General features: G+C 36.8%; 17 protein-coding genes. 6 read left to right on the plus strand and 11 right to left on the minus strand.

From position 1 onward, the window contains the following. Positions 1-279 precede the first annotated feature (279 nt). Positions 280-2,445 (minus strand): prolyl oligopeptidase family serine peptidase, encoded by a 2,166-nt coding sequence (locus tag J4050_RS01045; protein ID WP_208152083.1) that lies wholly within the window; start codon positions 2,443-2,445, stop codon positions 280-282. A 151-nt stretch (positions 2,446-2,596) separates the two neighbouring features. Continuing rightward, a complete protein-coding gene (locus tag J4050_RS01050; protein ID WP_208152084.1) occupies positions 2,597-3,586 on the minus strand; it encodes an aspartate-semialdehyde dehydrogenase in 990 nt (329 codons plus the stop codon). A gap of 263 nt (positions 3,587-3,849) precedes the next feature. On the opposite strand from J4050_RS01050, the gene J4050_RS01055 reads away from it, so the two are divergent. Then, complete coding sequence (locus tag J4050_RS01055) at positions 3,850-4,452, plus strand: DUF6705 family protein (protein ID WP_208152085.1); 603 nt, start codon at positions 3,850-3,852, stop codon at positions 4,450-4,452. 136 nt (positions 4,453-4,588) lie between these two features. Here the strand turns inward: J4050_RS01055 and mscL are convergent, their stop codons facing one another. From mscL to J4050_RS01070, 3 genes are all read right to left on the minus strand, one after another. Next, the gene (gene mscL / locus J4050_RS01060) at positions 4,589-4,990 is read right to left on the minus strand and encodes a large-conductance mechanosensitive channel protein MscL (RefSeq protein ID WP_208152086.1); all 402 of its coding nucleotides are present in this window, start codon (positions 4,988-4,990) and stop codon (positions 4,589-4,591) included. Between the two features lie 68 nt (positions 4,991-5,058). Beyond that, complete coding sequence (gene alr / locus J4050_RS01065; RefSeq protein ID WP_208152087.1) at positions 5,059-6,165, minus strand: alanine racemase; 1,107 nt, start codon at positions 6,163-6,165, stop codon at positions 5,059-5,061. Next, positions 6,158-6,805, minus strand: coding sequence for a thymidine kinase (locus J4050_RS01070; protein ID WP_208152088.1), 648 nt, complete (start codon positions 6,803-6,805; stop codon positions 6,158-6,160). The genes alr and J4050_RS01070 overlap by 8 nt, the downstream gene beginning before the upstream one ends. A gap of 82 nt (positions 6,806-6,887) precedes the next feature. Between J4050_RS01070 and J4050_RS01075 the strand changes: the two genes are divergently transcribed. Both J4050_RS01075 and rsmI read left to right on the plus strand, forming a co-directional pair. Beyond that, positions 6,888-7,634: a DUF8457 domain-containing protein gene (locus J4050_RS01075; protein WP_208152089.1), complete on the plus strand. Its 747-nt coding sequence runs from the start codon at positions 6,888-6,890 to the stop codon at positions 7,632-7,634. Between the two features lie 27 nt (positions 7,635-7,661). Beyond that, the gene (gene rsmI / locus J4050_RS01080) at positions 7,662-8,342 is read left to right on the plus strand and encodes a 16S rRNA (cytidine(1402)-2'-O)-methyltransferase (protein ID WP_208152090.1); all 681 of its coding nucleotides are present in this window, start codon (positions 7,662-7,664) and stop codon (positions 8,340-8,342) included. A 38-nt stretch (positions 8,343-8,380) separates the two neighbouring features. On the opposite strand, the gene J4050_RS01085 is transcribed toward rsmI, so the two are convergent. Further along, entirely contained in the window at positions 8,381-8,983 is a 603-nt protein-coding gene (locus J4050_RS01085) for a carboxymuconolactone decarboxylase family protein (RefSeq protein WP_208152091.1), read from the minus strand. A 67-nt stretch (positions 8,984-9,050) separates the two neighbouring features. On the opposite strand from J4050_RS01085, the gene J4050_RS01090 reads away from it, so the two are divergent. The 3 genes from J4050_RS01090 to J4050_RS01100 are packed head-to-tail and all read left to right on the plus strand — an operon-like array spanning position 9,051 to position 12,472. Next, the gene (locus tag J4050_RS01090) at positions 9,051-9,482 is read left to right on the plus strand and encodes an OsmC family protein (protein WP_208152092.1); all 432 of its coding nucleotides are present in this window, start codon (positions 9,051-9,053) and stop codon (positions 9,480-9,482) included. Between the two features lie 13 nt (positions 9,483-9,495). Next, entirely contained in the window at positions 9,496-11,187 is a 1,692-nt protein-coding gene (gene recJ, locus J4050_RS01095; RefSeq protein ID WP_208152093.1) for a single-stranded-DNA-specific exonuclease RecJ, read from the plus strand. 4 nt (positions 11,188-11,191) lie between these two features. After that, positions 11,192-12,472 carry an MFS transporter gene (locus tag J4050_RS01100; protein ID WP_208152094.1) on the plus strand — a complete coding sequence of 427 codons (1,281 nt, stop codon included), beginning with the start codon at positions 11,192-11,194 and terminating at the stop codon, positions 12,470-12,472. On the opposite strand, the gene J4050_RS01105 is transcribed toward J4050_RS01100, so the two are convergent. The 5 genes from J4050_RS01105 to J4050_RS01125 form a co-directional block, all read right to left on the minus strand. Next, the gene (locus J4050_RS01105) at positions 12,445-13,218 is read right to left on the minus strand and encodes a metallophosphoesterase (RefSeq protein ID WP_208152342.1); all 774 of its coding nucleotides are present in this window, start codon (positions 13,216-13,218) and stop codon (positions 12,445-12,447) included. The two genes, J4050_RS01100 and J4050_RS01105, sit on opposite strands and share 28 nt — an antisense overlap. Before the next feature lie 10 nt (positions 13,219-13,228). After that, positions 13,229-13,681, minus strand: coding sequence for a 6-pyruvoyl trahydropterin synthase family protein (locus J4050_RS01110; RefSeq protein ID WP_208152095.1), 453 nt, complete (start codon positions 13,679-13,681; stop codon positions 13,229-13,231). Positions 13,682-13,758: 77 nt separating this feature from the next. Then, entirely contained in the window at positions 13,759-13,935 is a 177-nt protein-coding gene (locus J4050_RS01115; RefSeq protein ID WP_208152096.1) for a hypothetical protein, read from the minus strand. Positions 13,936-13,959: 24 nt separating this feature from the next. Then, the gene (locus tag J4050_RS01120; RefSeq protein ID WP_208152097.1) at positions 13,960-15,294 is read right to left on the minus strand and encodes an MATE family efflux transporter; all 1,335 of its coding nucleotides are present in this window, start codon (positions 15,292-15,294) and stop codon (positions 13,960-13,962) included. Next, the gene (locus J4050_RS01125; protein WP_208152098.1) at positions 15,291-15,791 is read right to left on the minus strand and encodes a GNAT family N-acetyltransferase; all 501 of its coding nucleotides are present in this window, start codon (positions 15,789-15,791) and stop codon (positions 15,291-15,293) included. The genes J4050_RS01120 and J4050_RS01125 overlap by 4 nt, the downstream gene beginning before the upstream one ends. Between the last annotated feature and the right edge of the window lie 32 nt (positions 15,792-15,823).

Consider the following 15,823-nt stretch of genomic DNA (forward strand, 5'->3'; position numbering starts at 1 on the left):
CCTAATCGTAAATAAGGAAAACGGCTAAATCTAAGACTTTTTTTTAAAACACTTAATAAGCAGCGGATTAAATGCTATTTAAGGAAGTTGTATTTTAATAAAAAGTACTAAATATCTACTCATCCAGAAACAAGGTTTAATAATCAGAAGAGGAATTATTAAAAAAAGAGCATATACCTTAACAGTTTTGGTGTCTTTTGCTGGGCTCGTTAGTTAATGGCTCAAGGTTTATAATTTTTTATCTAAAACCGTAGTTTATCATTAGCAAGCATCAAATTATTAACCTTTTAACTTTTCTTTGGTTTTGCTAGGTAACACGTCAAAGCCCATATTATAGAGCGTAAAGCCAAATATATCTGCATATTGCTCTAGGGTTTTGCTCACTGGAGTTCCTGCGCCGTGGCCAGCGTCTGTTTCAATTCTAATAAGAGTTGGATTCTCCCCAGTTTGTTTAGCTTGCAGCTCGGCAGCAAATTTAAAACTATGAGCTGGTACAACCCTATCGTCATGGTCTCCTGTTGTTACTAAGGTAGCCGGATATTCAGCACCATCTTTTACGTTATGCACAGGGGAATATCCTTTTAGATATTCAAACATCTCTTTACTATCTTCGGCAGTTCCATAATCATAAGCCCAACCGGCCCCAGCCGTAAAGGTGTGGTATCTTAACATATCCAAAACACCAACTGCAGGCAGAGCAACTTTCATTAAATCTGGTCGCTGTGTCATTGTAGCACCAACTAATAAACCGCCATTAGAGCCACCTCTAATCGCCAAATAATCTGATGAGGTGTATTTCTCTTTTATAAGGTATTCTGCTGCTGCAATAAAATCATCAAAAACATTCTGTTTTTTCATTTGTGTTCCAGCGTCGTGCCAAGCCTTACCATATTCGCCACCACCTCTTAAGTTGGGCACAGCATATACTCCACCTTGCTCCATCCAAACCGCATTGGCAATACTAAAGCTAGGCGTAAGACTAATATTAAATCCACCATAACCATAAAGGATTGTTGGATTTTTACCGTTGAGTTCTAGGTCTTTTTTATGAGTTATAATCATAGGCACCTTAGTGCCGTCCTTAGAGGTGTAAAACACTTGGTTACTTTCATAATCCTCAGGATTAAAATCTATGGCTGGTTTGCGGAAGAGTTCTGACTTACCACTTTTTATATCATATTTATAAATACTTCCTGGGGTTACATAATTGGTAAAAGAGTAATACAATTCTGTTTCCTCCTTTTTGGCTCCAAAACCTCCTGCGGAACCAACACCGGGCAGTTCAATTTCTCTAACTAGGCTGCCCTTATAGTCATATTGTAGTACCTTAGAAACCGCATCTACCATATATTCTGCAAAGAAATAGCCGCCTCCCGTTGACGGACTGAGTACGTTTTCAGTCTCTGGTATAAAATCCACCCAATTTTCGGGAGTTGGATTAGAAGCATCAACCGTTACAATTTTTTGGTTAGGTGCATTTAAATTCGTCATGATGAAGAGTTTTGACCCTTCATTTTCAATAATGTTAGAATCGCTATCTGTATGATTTAATATGGTAACAAATTCTGAATTAGGCTTTGTTAAATCTTTAATAAGTAGCTTATTACCAGAGGTTGAAACTCTTGGTGTAATAATAAGGTAACGGTTGTCTTCGGTTACGCCACCATATATGTAGCGATGCTTTTCTTCGGCAGTACCACCATAAATCAATTGGTCTTCGGATTGTTTTGTTCCAAGTTTGTGATAGTATACTTTATGCTGATCTGTTTTTGCTGATAATTCACTTCCTTTTGGTTTGTCATAGCTAGAATAGTAGAAGCCTTCATTTTTATACCAGGACATTCCACTGAATTTAATATCTACAAGCGTGTCTTCGATAATTTCTTTGGATTCTGCGTCCATAACCAGAATTTTACGCCAGTCGCTGCCACCCTCTGAAATGGAGTAGGCTAGTGTTTTTCCGTTTTTTGAAAAGCTTAGACCTCCTAGAGAAATGGTACCATCTTCCTTAAAGGTGTTAGGGTCTAAGAAGACTTCTGCTGTTGAAGGGTCTTCCTCTGTTTTGTAGCGGTAAATCACATATTGATTTTGAAGGCCATCATTTTTTCTGAAATACGTGTAGTCGCCTTCCTTAAAGGGTGCTCCAATTTTTTCATAATTCCACAACTTTGAGAGTCTGTCCTTTAATTCCTCACGATAAGGGATGTTGTCGAGGTATCCAAAGGTAACTTCATTCTGACTTTTAACCCATGCTTCTGTAGCTTCGCTTCTATCATCTTCTAGCCAACGGTAAGGGTCTTTAACTTCAACTCCAAAATAGGTGTCTAGAGTGTCTACCTTTGTAGTTTCAGGGTAAGTCACAGCAATGGATTTAGTTGCTTTTGTTTCATTTTTACAGGACACAAAAGTACAAAGTACGGCAATAAGCAAAAGTATTCTTCTCATGATATGGAATATTAAAAATAAACTTGTTTCACAAGATACTAACTTATCGCCATTTTTCTGAATTCTTTAAATAAAATGCATAGTACATGCTTTACCAATAACGGTGTTTCATCAAATTATTGAGTAAAAAAATAAACCGACTTATAAAAACTTACACTAAACCTTCTGAAACCAGATATTCAGCAATTTGAACCGTATTGGTGGCCGCACCTTTTCTTAAGTTATCACTTACAATCCAAAGATTTAAACTGTTTGGTTGCGAGGTATCTCTTCGTATTCTCCCCACAAAAACATCGTCTTTTCCATTGGCATACATTGGCATTGGATATAGGTTTACATCTAAATTATCTTGTACTACGACACCCTCTGTTTCACTAAGCAGCTTTCTTACGGCGCCTAAATCAAAGTCATTTTCAAACTCTACGTTTACGGCTTCGCTGTGGCCACCAGCTGTTGGAATCCTCACCGCAGTTGCAGTTACCGCAATAGTGCTATCTCCGAGTATTTTTTGGGTTTCGCGGACTAGTTTCATTTCCTCTTTAGTGTAGCCATTCTCTTCAAATACATCGCAATGCGGGATGGCGTTTTTATGAATAGGATAAGGGTAGGCCATTTCGGCTTTTTTGCCCAGTATTTCATTTTCTAATTGTTCAACGGCTTTTACGCCTGTACCAGAAACGGATTGATAAGTTGACACTACAATACGTTTTATTTTGTATGTTTTGTGTAGCGGTGCTAAGGCCATAACCATTTGTATGGTAGAGCAGTTTGGGTTGGCTATGATTTTGTCTGTCTTGTTGAGTTCTTGGGCATTGATTTCTGGAACCACCAATTTTTTATCTAGATCCATACGCCAGGCAGAAGAGTTATCAATAACCGTAGTGCCAACCTCTGCAAATTTTGGTGCCCATTCCAATGAGGTGCTTCCACCAGCAGAAAACAAAGCAATATCTGGGCGTTTTGAAATTGCTTCAGAAATGCTAATTACTTTATAATCGTTTCCTTTAAACATTATTGTTTTGCCAACAGAACGTTCAGAGGCTACCACCAAAAGTTCATCTATTGGAAAATTACGCTCTTCTAATACATTTAGCATTACATTGCCGACCAAGCCAGTCGCGCCAACCACAGCTACTTTCATTTGTGAGAGTTAAAGAATTATCGTGCAAAATTACACAAAAACACCATCGTCTTTACTTTAAATCAAATCCTTTTAACAACAAAAAGAGAGCTGTTAATTAATTAACGGCTGTAATAGCAGCTATATTTTTAATTAGCGTCAAGTAGTGTGTTGGCTATTAGTATGTACCTAACCAAAAGACGAGTGGCTCAGTATAATTACCAGTTCACGCATTGGCAGTTGATACAATAAAAGTTTTCACTTAGTTTTATGGTATGAAACCAATGAAAAAAAGATTAATAATTCTTGTAGCTATCACATGCTTTGCCTGCAAGGCACAGTCTATTATAGTTCCTAAAGGTAGTGGATTAGAGATACAAGAGCATCCAAATTATTACTTAAAGGATGTGAATAATGAATTTGGCAAGTTTGTTGGCGAATGGAAATTTGATAATGGAAATTCTGTAATCGTTTTAAAACTTAAAAAAGAAGAGCTTTATCAGACCAATAGCTCCGCCTATTATCAAGATTTACTAGTTGGAGAATATAAATATGTCCAAAATGGACTGGAAATTGTAAATACCCTGAATAATTTTGATAATGCCGATTTATCCGGATATGAACATGGTATCAGCGGAGGAATTTTTTCTCGACGACTTCCAAATTGGTGCACTGATAATAGTACAACCCAAGAAATAAAAGTTGAGCTATTTATTGAACATCCTAATAATGACTTAATCGAGGGAAACTTAATTTTGCGCCATATCATAGATAACGGTGTTGAAAAACTTGAGACCTGTATTTATCACGAGTCTAACTTATCGTATGATACTAACGCGCGCATCCCTATACCAGATGGCAACTATGTGTTTGTAAAGCAGGATTAAAAAGAGGCATTCTTTAGTTTTACCATTTTTATTAATAGGCATATTTTTATGGGCCATATTATAATGAAAGAAAAACCCAGGTCATTGCCTGGGTTTAAAATTGAACTTACATGTAGTGTAGCGGTGTCGCTATACGTTATTTCTTTAATAAGTCTCTTATTTCAGATAATAATTCCTCCTGTGTTGGACCCGCTGGTGCTTCTGGAGCTGGCTCTTCTTTCTTTTTCATATTGTTAACGCCTTTTACAACTAGAAACATCACAAAGGCTATAATGATAAAGTCAATTACATTGGTTAAGAATGTGCCATACTCTAACCAAACTTCGCCTATCATTTCCCCAGCGTCATTAGCCGTACCGTCTTTTAATTTGTACCGTAGTGCTTTAAAGTCACTATCGAAGATTAAACCAATTAAAGGCGAAACGATTCCCCCCGTGAATGCAGTAACTACTTCTTTAAAAGCAGCACCCATTACAAAACCCACTGCAATGTCAACAAGGTTGCCCTTCATTGCAAATTCTTTGAACTCTTTTAGCATAATTTAGTGTATTTAGTTAGTTGTATGACACTAAGTTAAACAAAAAAGTCACATTTCAAATTAAATAATTATTTTAAGAATTTACGCTTCACACGTTGTGATATTGCGGTAAGAATCTCGTAGGATATGGTGTTTGCAGATTCAGCAAGGGTAGAGGCCTTGTGAATACCATCAAAAATAATGACCTCATCACCTTCGGAGCACTCAATATTGGTCACGTCGACCATAATCATATCCATACATACATTGCCTATTATCGGAGCCTTTAAGCCTTTTATAAAAACAAATCCTTGCTTGTTACCATATTGGCGCGATATACCATCGGCATGACCAATGGGAATAGTAGCTGTTTTTTGATGGCCTTCGGCCATAAAGGCGCGATTGTAACCCACGGTTTCATTTGGCTTTATTTTGTGAATCTGTGAAATAACCGATTTTAAGCTTGCAACAGGGTTTAAATTTTGGTCTTCATTTGCCGAATTTCCGAATCCGTAAAGTCCAATACCACAGCGCACCATATCAAAGTGGGCTTCTGGGTAATGAATGACTCCAGAGGTATTGCACATATGTAACCATGGCTTGTAACCTATTAAGGATTCAAGATTTTTAGCTACAGCTCTAAAAGTGGAAATTTGATGTAAAGTGAATTCTTTTTCATTTAAGTCTTCGCTGGCGGCTAAATGAGAAAAAATAGACTTGGCTTTCACAGCCGCTGTTGCTTTTAATTTTTCAACGATATTATTGCAATCAGATGCTCTAAAACCCAAGCGATTTAAACCCGTATTGAATTTTAAATGTATTGGATAATCCTGTTGCTTACAATGAGAAGCGGTTGAAATAAATTCATCTAACACCTTAAAACTATAAATACTTGGCTCTAAACAGTGGTCAATTAGGGTTTTGAAGTTCGTGGGTTGTGGATGGAGTACAAGTATGGGTGTTTTAATTCCTGCCTCACGTAAGACAAAACCTTCACTTGTATAGGCAACGGCAAAATAATCTACACCAAGAGCTTCGAGATGTTTTGCAACAGCTACACTGTCGCTTCCATAGGCAAAAGCTTTTACCACCGCAAGGAAATTGGTATTAGACTCTAACTTGGATTTTAAATAACTATAGTTGTGAGTTAAAGCACTAAGATTAATTTCGAGGGTTGTTTCGGTGGTTTTAGGCATCAGGATTTTTGTCTTGGGAGTTAATTTCCTCTGCATCATTAACTTTCATTTGCCTTACCTTGTCTCTTAGCATACTTTTATAGTATGCCGCTCTGCTCAAAGGCTCGTATTCTTCAACTTCACCTAGCAGAACTAAATCATCACTTTTGCCTTTTCGGTAACTGTACTGGGCTAAGTTTCCCGTTCTGGTGCAAATGGCATGTACCTTAGTAACATATTCTGCTGTAGCCATTAAATAAGGCATTGGGCCAAAAGGGTTCCCTTTGAAGTCCATATCTAACCCAGCAACAATAACGCGTACGCCTTTGTTGGCTAAATCATTACAAACGCGTACTATTTCATCATCAAAAAATTGGGCTTCATCTATACCTACAACATCACATCCATCTGCTAAAATCGGAATATTTGCTGCAGCTGGTACAGGTGTGGAGCGTATTTCGTTATCATCATGAGACACCACCATTTCATCGTCATATCGCACATCGACAGCAGGTTTAAAAATTTCAACTTTTTGTCTAGCGAATTTTGCACGTTTTAGCCGACGAATTAATTCTTCAGTTTTACCAGAGAACATTGACCCACAAATCACTTCAATCCATCCAAATTGTTCTTTATGATTTACTGTATTTTCAAGAAACATTTCGTAAATTTAGCACTAAAACATAGCGTTTTTTCGTTATGATAAAGGTCAATCAAATTTATTAAAAATCAAAAGTAAACCGATGAAAAAGAAATTAGAATCAGAATTAATGAGCATTGCCCATGGGATTCTAAAACTGAAGGGTAGAGAAGATGTAGATAAAATGCATGAGGAGGTTTCTAAACTATATGAAAAACTTACCGTTCTAAAATTTGCCCACGAAAATTTTGAAGATAAAATGCCAACCATTGGCAATGATTCCTCATTTTTTGAAATGCTAGACACGGCTTTTAACAACAAAGTGAGTGACAACATTGAAGTAGGGAACAAAGTTTACGTTAATTTAGATGATATTGAAGATGACGATATCATGGAACCCGTAATGGAAAAAATTAAGGATATGGTGGCTCAAATGCCGCAAGAAACCCAGCAGGTTGACTTGATTTTAGAAAAAACACTACCGCAAGAAAAAACCAACACTGTTGAATTTGAACATATTAGTTCAGAATATGCTACTATACCAGAGTTTGAACCTAAGGAAGAAGCCGAAAGACGCGAGGCGGAACAAGAGAAAAAATCACTCAACGATAAATTAAAACCACATCAACTTCAAATAGGTCTTAACGATAAAATTGCCTTTATAAAACATTTGTTTGAAGGAAAAAACGAGGATTACGATAGGGTTATCTCACAAATTAATACAGCTCCTAGTTTAACAGATGCACAATCCCTAATTCATAATATGGTTAAACCAGATTATAACAACTGGGAAGGTAAAGAGGAATATGCAGACCGTTTTATGGAGTTAGTTGAAAATAAATTCAACTAACAAATTCTCGTAGCCTATATATCTTATATGGACATTACGTCTAAACTTTATATTGTACCAACACCAATAGGTAATCTAAAGGACATCACCTTTAGAGCAATAGAAGTATTAAAAGGAGCAGATTTAATTCTCGCCGAAGATACCCGAACTTCAGGTAAGCTACTGAAGCATTACGGTATAGCAACACCCATGCAAAGCCATCATATGCACAATGAGCATAAAACAGTAAAGGGCTTAGTAGAAAGATTAAAATCAGGCATATCAATTGCCCTTATTAGCGATGCAGGTACACCAGCAATCTCAGACCCAGGATTTTTATTGGTTAGAGCTTGCGTAGAAAATAACATTGAAGTCGATTGCCTACCTGGCGCTACGGCGTTTGTTCCTGCATTAGTCAATAGTGGTTTACCCAACGATAAATTTGTATTTGAAGGATTTTTACCTGTAAAGAAAGGACGGCAAACTAGGTTAATCCTATTGGCCGAGGAGACTAGAACTATGATTTTTTACGAAAGTCCGCATAAATTAATAAAGACCTTAGGACATTTCTGTGAGTACTTTGGTGAAGACAGATTAGTGTCGGTATCTAGAGAATTATCTAAACTCTATGAAGAAACTATTCGAGGAACAGCTAAATATGTATTGAAATATTACACCAGCAAACCACCAAAAGGTGAGATTGTTATTGTTGTAGCAGGCAAAGACTAAGAACTTATTTTTTGGAGAACGCAAAGACGGTTTTTTCTTTAATACTCGGACCCATCATGTTTGCCCACTTCAAAACCGTGTTTTCCTAAAAATTGATTACCACTTTTAATAGCGCCTTCTTCCATTGTAGTTCCCATAGAGTCATTCCAGCGATTTAAGTAACCAAACAGGGAGATAACTCCTAGCATTTCTACAATTTCACCTTCATCCCAATATTGGTATAAACGCTCTTTAATTTCTGCATTTACACCATTTGGTATTTGGCTTGCTGCCAGGCTAAAATCTAAAGCAGCGCGTTCAGCTTCAGAAAAAGCCGGATGCGTTCTGTAGTCCCAGATATTATCTAACTGTTCCTGTTCCGCTCCATAACGCTCTGCGGCCCTAATAGCGTGGGCTTGGCAATAGCGACAACCAGTAGAATTACTGCTTACCCATGCAATCATGCGCTTTAGAGCTGAGGTTACGCGACCTTCATTGGCCATAACAGCCTTATTGAGATTGATAAAGGCTTTGCTAATAGCTGGTCTGCGTTGCATAGTCAATACTGAATTTGGGCAAAAACCCAAGGTTTCATTAAAGAATTCTGCAAGTTCTTTTGTTTCTATATCATGCTCTGGTGACAAAGGTGTTACTAATGCCATAATTGTTATTTTTAATGGTATTTTTGAATCTACAATATAGGAGTTCTAACAAACAAATAGAAGTGTTATGGCCGATAAAATAACAACGCATTGGAAGGGTGATTTAACCTTTGAATCGAACAATCCAAGTGGCAATTTTGTAACAATGGACACCGCATTTGAAGGACGAGATAAAAGATTTGGTCTATCGCCCAAGGCCATGATGTTATCTTCTCTTGCGGGATGCTCAGCTTTAGATGTTATCTCAATTTTAGATAAGATGAATGTTGAGATAGATGATTTTAAAATTGATGTAACGGGAGAACTTACGGAAGAACACCCAAAATATTATCATGAGGTACTAGTAGAATACCATTTTTACGGATCTGATTTAAATAAGAAAAAGTGCGAACGCGCAGTAGAATTATCTGTAGAAAAGTACTGTGGGGTTATGGAAATGTTTAGGCAATTTGCTAATGTAAAAACTAAAGTACATTACCACATAGGGACTAAAAGATAGGTTTTTATTTGTTATGAGATGGACTTTAAAGCCAAAACCAGAAGCGTCTAAAGTAAAAGCTTTAAAAGAAGCCTTAAATGTTGATGAAATTGTCGCTACACTATTATTGCAACGCGGTATTGAAACCTATGAAGCCGCTAAAACCTTTTTTAGGCCCAGCTTAGACGATTTACACGACCCGTTTCTAATGAAGGATATGGCTCAAGCTGTAGACCGCATAGAATTGGCATTAAGAAATAACGAAAATATTCTAGTTTATGGAGATTATGATGTTGATGGAACCACAGCTGTTGCATTAATGTCTTCTTATCTCAGAACATTGAGCGATAGGATAGCTACCTACATTCCTGATCGTTATGATGAAGGTTATGGTATTTCCTGTAAAGGCATTGATTTTGCTCACGACAATGACTTCTCCCTGATTATTGCTTTAGACTGTGGTATTAAGGCCATAGATAAAATAAAATATGCCAAAGAAAAAGGTATTGATTTTATTATATGCGACCACCATAGGCCTGGTGATGTTATACCAAAGGCAGTTGCTATTTTAGACCCTAAACGTGAAGATTGTTCCTATCCGTTTAAAGAATTGTGCGGTTGTGGTGTTGGCTTTAAGTTGGTGACAGCGTTAGCTACAAAACGAGGTCAAGATTTAGAAGACCTAGTTCAGTATTTAGACTTGGTTGCTACAGCAATAGGTGCAGATATCGTACCAATAATTGACGAAAATAGAGCATTGGCCTATTTTGGTCTTCAAGTGATAAATACTAATCCGCGCCCAGGAATGAAAGCCATAATTGCAGAGGTTAAAAAGGAAGAGCTCAGCATCATAGATGTTGTTTTTATTATAGCTCCAAGAATTAATGCCGCTGGCCGTATGAAGCACGGTAACCATGCCGTAACGCTTTTAATCGAAACAGATTTTAACTTAGCGGCACAATATGCTTTAGATATTGATCAGTTTAATACAGACCGCCGTGAGGCTGATAAGCGTATTACAGAAGAGGCTTTAGTTCAGATTGAAAAAAATGGAGAACAAGAGGCTTTCACCACTATAGTTTACGATGAGAATTGGCATAAAGGTGTTATAGGTATCGTAGCATCGAGATTGACAGAAACCTACTATAGACCAACATTGGTCTTTACAAAGAGCGGCGATAAACTAGCCGCGTCAGCACGCTCGGTAAAAGGGTTTGACATCTACAATGCTTTGGAGGCCTGTTCAGACTGTATTGAACAGTTTGGAGGTCATAAATATGCAGCTGGACTAACCTTGTTACCAGAGAATTATTTAAAGTTTAAAGAGAAGTTTGAAACTGTCGTAAAGGAAACCATTGACCCTAAATTATTAACCCCAGAATTAAGGGTTGATTTAGAAATCGATTTAAATCAAATTGATACTAAGCTTTTTCGAATTATCCGTCAGTTTGCGCCCTTTGGGCCGGGCAATATGACACCTGTTTTTATGACTCAAAATGTTAAGGATACAGGTTGGGGCAAATGTGTTGGCGAGGACAAGACCCATTTGAGATTTACCGCAACACAGTCGTTCGATACTAAAATTGTTTGTATTGGTTTTGGACTAGGAGATAAAATGGATTTGATTGCCAACCAGAAACCATTCAGTGCAGTTTATACTATTGATGAAAATCATTGGAATGGCAATACAACACTTCAACTAAAAATAAAGGATATAAAACCCTAATTCAGTGACTAAAAATGATCCATATGCTGCGTTGCGCTTCAAAGAATTTAATATCTTTTTATTAGTGCGCTTTGCTTTGGTTTTTGGTTGGTCCATGCAATTTGTGGTTATTGAATGGCAAGTTTATGCAATGACTAATGACGAATTAAGTCTCGGTATTATAGGGCTTTGCGAATTTTTACCTGCATTTTTTTTAGCACCAATTGCAGGACATATTGTTGATAAAAAAGAAAAACGAAACTTATTCACGCTATGCATTGCGTTGTTTTCTTTAATCAGTTTTGGGCTGTATTGGTTAACGTCTAGTAGTCTAGAAGAAGCATGGGATACCAACACCATATTATATAGTATTTATGGGTTGGTGTTTTTTGGTGGTGTACTAAGGTCTTTTTTTGGCCCAACAATATTTTCTCTTATTGCACTTCTTGTACCGAAGAAAGCCTATCCAAATGCGGCAACATGGAGTAGCAGTACTTGGAAAGGCGCCAGTGTTTTTGGGGCCTTGTGTGGTGGCTTTCTAATTGCATGGATAAACGTGCACCACACTTTGGGTATTATTTTTCTGTTAGTAATGCTAGCGTTGATATTGGTTTTTCAGATTGGTAAAAAACCTATTTTAAATACAAAGACCAATGAATCTGTGAAGGAGAGTTTAAAGGTTGGTCTTCGGTTTGTATTTAATGATAAAGTTATCTTGGGCGCGCTTACCTTAGATATGATTGCAGTCTTATTTGGAGGAGCTGTTGCCATATTCGCCGTATTTGCAAAAGACATATTAGATGCTGGACCAAAAGGATTTGGTGTTTTGAATGCTGCACTTTCTTCTGGAAGTATCATTACAATGCTTGCCACTACTTATATTCCCATAACACGGAGTACTGGTAAAAAGTTACTGGTGTCCGTAGTTGGTTTTGGAGTTTGTATGATAATATTTGGGGCTTCAAGATTGATGTGGCTTAGTGTATTGGCATTGTTCTTTTCTGGTGTGTTCGATGGAATCTCCATGGTGATCAGACAGACCATCCTTCAATTAAAAACACCCGACGAAATGAGAGGACGAGTCGGTGCTGTTAACTCAATGTTTGTTGGGTCTTCTAACGAACTAGGTGCCTTAGAAAGTGGTATTGCTGCAAGATTATTTGGGGCGCCTTTGGCAGTTATTCTGGGTGGTACAGTAACATTACTTACGGTCGCTGTGATTGGGTTAAAAAACAAGCCTTTGAGACAGCTCGATTTACGACAGGATGTTGAAGAACACTATGAAGAAGGTAAGGAGGAGTCGTAACTTTTAAGCTCAAAACTGTTACCATCAAATTCTCCGTAGGTATAATAAGTAATCCAGTCGCCAAGATTAATATATTTTGAAGCGGTGCTCAATTCTATTTCTAATGGCAAATGCCTGTGACCAAAAACAAAATAATCACGATACTTTTCTTCTAACTTTCTCCTGCTATATTGAGCCAACCACTCGTTATCCTCTCCTAGGAAGGTAGCATCTTCATCGCCAGAAATCAATTTATTTTTTACGGATAAATATTGTGCTAATCGTACTCCGATATCAGGATGAAGCCATTTAAAAAGCCATTTAAAAAAAGGGTTTGTAAATACCTTTTTCATACGTTTATAGCCTTTATCGCCAGGTCCTAAACCGTCACCATGACCAATGTAGAATAATGCGTTGTTCAATTGAAATTCTTGGGGCTTATGAAATACAGGAATACCTAATTCTTCTTCAAAATAGCCATTCATCCACAAATCGTGATTACCAACAAAATAGAAAATTGAGATACCGTTATCACTTAGTTCTGCAAGCTTACCTAACGTTCGAGTAAACCCTTTAGGAACTACTTTGTTATACTCAAACCAAAAATCAAACAAATCACCCATTAAGAAAATTGCTGCAGCATCTTCTTTTACCTCATTGAGCCAATTTACAAATTTTCTCTCTCTAGGAAGAGATTGTTCCGTTGTGGGTGCACCTAGGTGATTGTCGGAAGCAAAATAGACTTTCTGGCCTTTTTCGATATGTATACGGTGAGTTTTACTCATTATCTGAAGCGTACCATTCTGCGAAACTTGTTGCCGTTTCCTGTAGCTTTAACGAATGTAATTTTATGTTTTTTGGTAATCGAAGTTTTATTTTTTCAGCAAAATCAATTACCATCATTTCGCTAGTTGGCTGGTAATCTACCAATAGTACATTGTGCCCTCGGTCTGCAAGTTCTTTTGCCAATTCTACATGAGGCGTATTTTTATTAAATACAGTGGCATGGTCAAATATATCTACAATTTCTTCTTTCACTATTTTTTTTAAATCTCCAAAATCTATAACCATCCCGTATTTAACGTTGCTTTTATCATCTATAGGTTTTCCTATGACAGTAACGTCTAAGCGATAGCTATGACCATGTACATTTTTACACTTACCGTCGTAACCGTATAAGGCATGTCCTGTTTCGAAAGAAAATTGTTTGGTTATACGAATTTTTCTCATTTAGGTCTTCTGTTTCGGTTAATGAAATAGATGACTATTAATGCAATAGCCAATACTAAGAAAAGATAATTTCCCATTTAATCCTTGTTAAGTTTATTTTTATTGTATCTGTAAATTAAGTAAGCAATGAGTACCAAAACTATAAAAGGTAGCAGAGTTCCAATAAAGACACCGATACCATAACTACCGTCGGGAGCTTCTTTTAGTTTCTGGTCAATATCTACTTCTTGTAATAAAGCGATGAGAAAAGTCATCAATCAACATTTTATTGACCAAATTTAAGTGTTTTGCGCAAGTGTGGAATACGTTTTCCGGAATTTTATAATTAAAGGTATGCCTCGAGCAATGATCCAAAGTGTAAATGCACAGAATATGCCGTAAAGTTTGTAGCCAAAATAATCTGTTATTAATACAACTGGTATAAAAACTAAAAGCGTTGAAAATAAAAGAACATTTCTTAAATACTGCATCTTGCCTAGGCCTTTAAAAACACCATCAAATATAAAGGCTAAAGCACATAGTGGTTGCATAGCAAGAACAATCCAAAATACCTTATAGAATTCCTTTAATACGGCTTTATCATTGGTAAATATATGTCCAATAGGAAAATAAAGTAAAGCACCTAAAACCGCTATAACCGTACCGACCATGATACCATATCTTATAAGCTTGGTACTAAGTGTTATGAGTGAAGAATAGGCCTTGGCTCCAAGAAGTTTTCCAGATAAAATATTTCCCGCACTGGCATAACCATCAATTAAAAATGCTCCTAGAAACCACAGATTAATAGCTATAGTATAGGCAGCAATATAAACTGGTCCGTACTTTGTGGCTAAGCTCGTGCCAAAATAAAGCGCAACATTTAAGGCAATGGTTCTGATAAAAAGATTGACAATCATTAATATAAAACGCTTTATTTCTGGATTAAAAGGAAAAGTAATAAGTAAAGGGATATTTGTTTTTTTTAATATATAATTAGCGGACAATAAAGCCATTAAAATTTGGGCGCCAACGCTGGCATATGCAGCACCTTTTATATGCATTGGAGCTATAACACCCTCAATACCATAAACTAAAATAACATCAAGCACAATATTTGCAGACGCACCAACAATAGCAATAATCATTGGAATAAAGGTGTTTTGTAAACCCCTAAATGTGCCAAATACAGCAATTGTGAAAAGGGTAAACGGAAATCCAAAAACCCGTATTTGGTAGTAGTCTACACTATAATTTAGTATAAGGTCGGAGGCATTGTATAACTGAAAAATTTGTGCCGCAAATGGATACGTCGTTAAAATAATAATTACACTTAAAGAGGTAATAATAAACATGGCTTGGGCAGGCAGGTTTTTTACAGCCTCTAAATTTTTAGCACCTAAGTACTGTGAGACAATAGAGGATATGGCGCTCCGTGTTTGGCCTAAAACCCAAATTAACATGGAAAGAAAAGTTGTCACTATGCCTACAGCCGCTAAGGATTCTGTAGCATTATTATCCATGTTGCCAATAATTGCAGCATCAGTTAAGGACAAGATAGGTTCAGAAACGCCAGAAATTAGTGCTGGAATAGCTAGCTTATTGATTTGTTTTAATGAAATGTCTGTGCTCAAAGGATTAGTTCATAACAATGAAATGGGTACTCACTTTGTCTAGGAAAGTAGATGTCACCCAATCTTTTATATCCGCGAAGTTCGTAAAATTTCTGATTTTTTTTGTTTTGAGAGAAGGTATCTAATCTAATAGAGATATAGTTATTTTCAATGGCATATTGTTCTGCAAAATCCATTAGTCTCTGGGCATGGCCCTTACCTTGAAAAGTTGGATGAACTGCCAGTCGATGAATGTAGATGTTATTTCTATTTGCAGTTAGCCATTGGATTGGACTATATTCTTTATCCATAAATGTAGAAATTACAAAACAACCAATTATTTTTTCATTACGCTCTAAGACGTAAAGTTCATCGCGGATTATGTCATTTTTAAAAGCAGAACTATTTGGATAAAAGTCATTCCATTGAAAGATGCCTTTTTTCATCATATGTCTGGCACAAGCTGTGGTCATTGCTATGATAGATTCTAAGTCTCCTTCTTCACCCTTACGTATCATTATTATATGTACTTTTGTTCTAAATTTTACCG

The organism is Winogradskyella pelagia (genome assembly GCF_017581965.1).
GTDB lineage: Bacteria > Bacteroidota > Bacteroidia > Flavobacteriales > Flavobacteriaceae > Winogradskyella > Winogradskyella pelagia.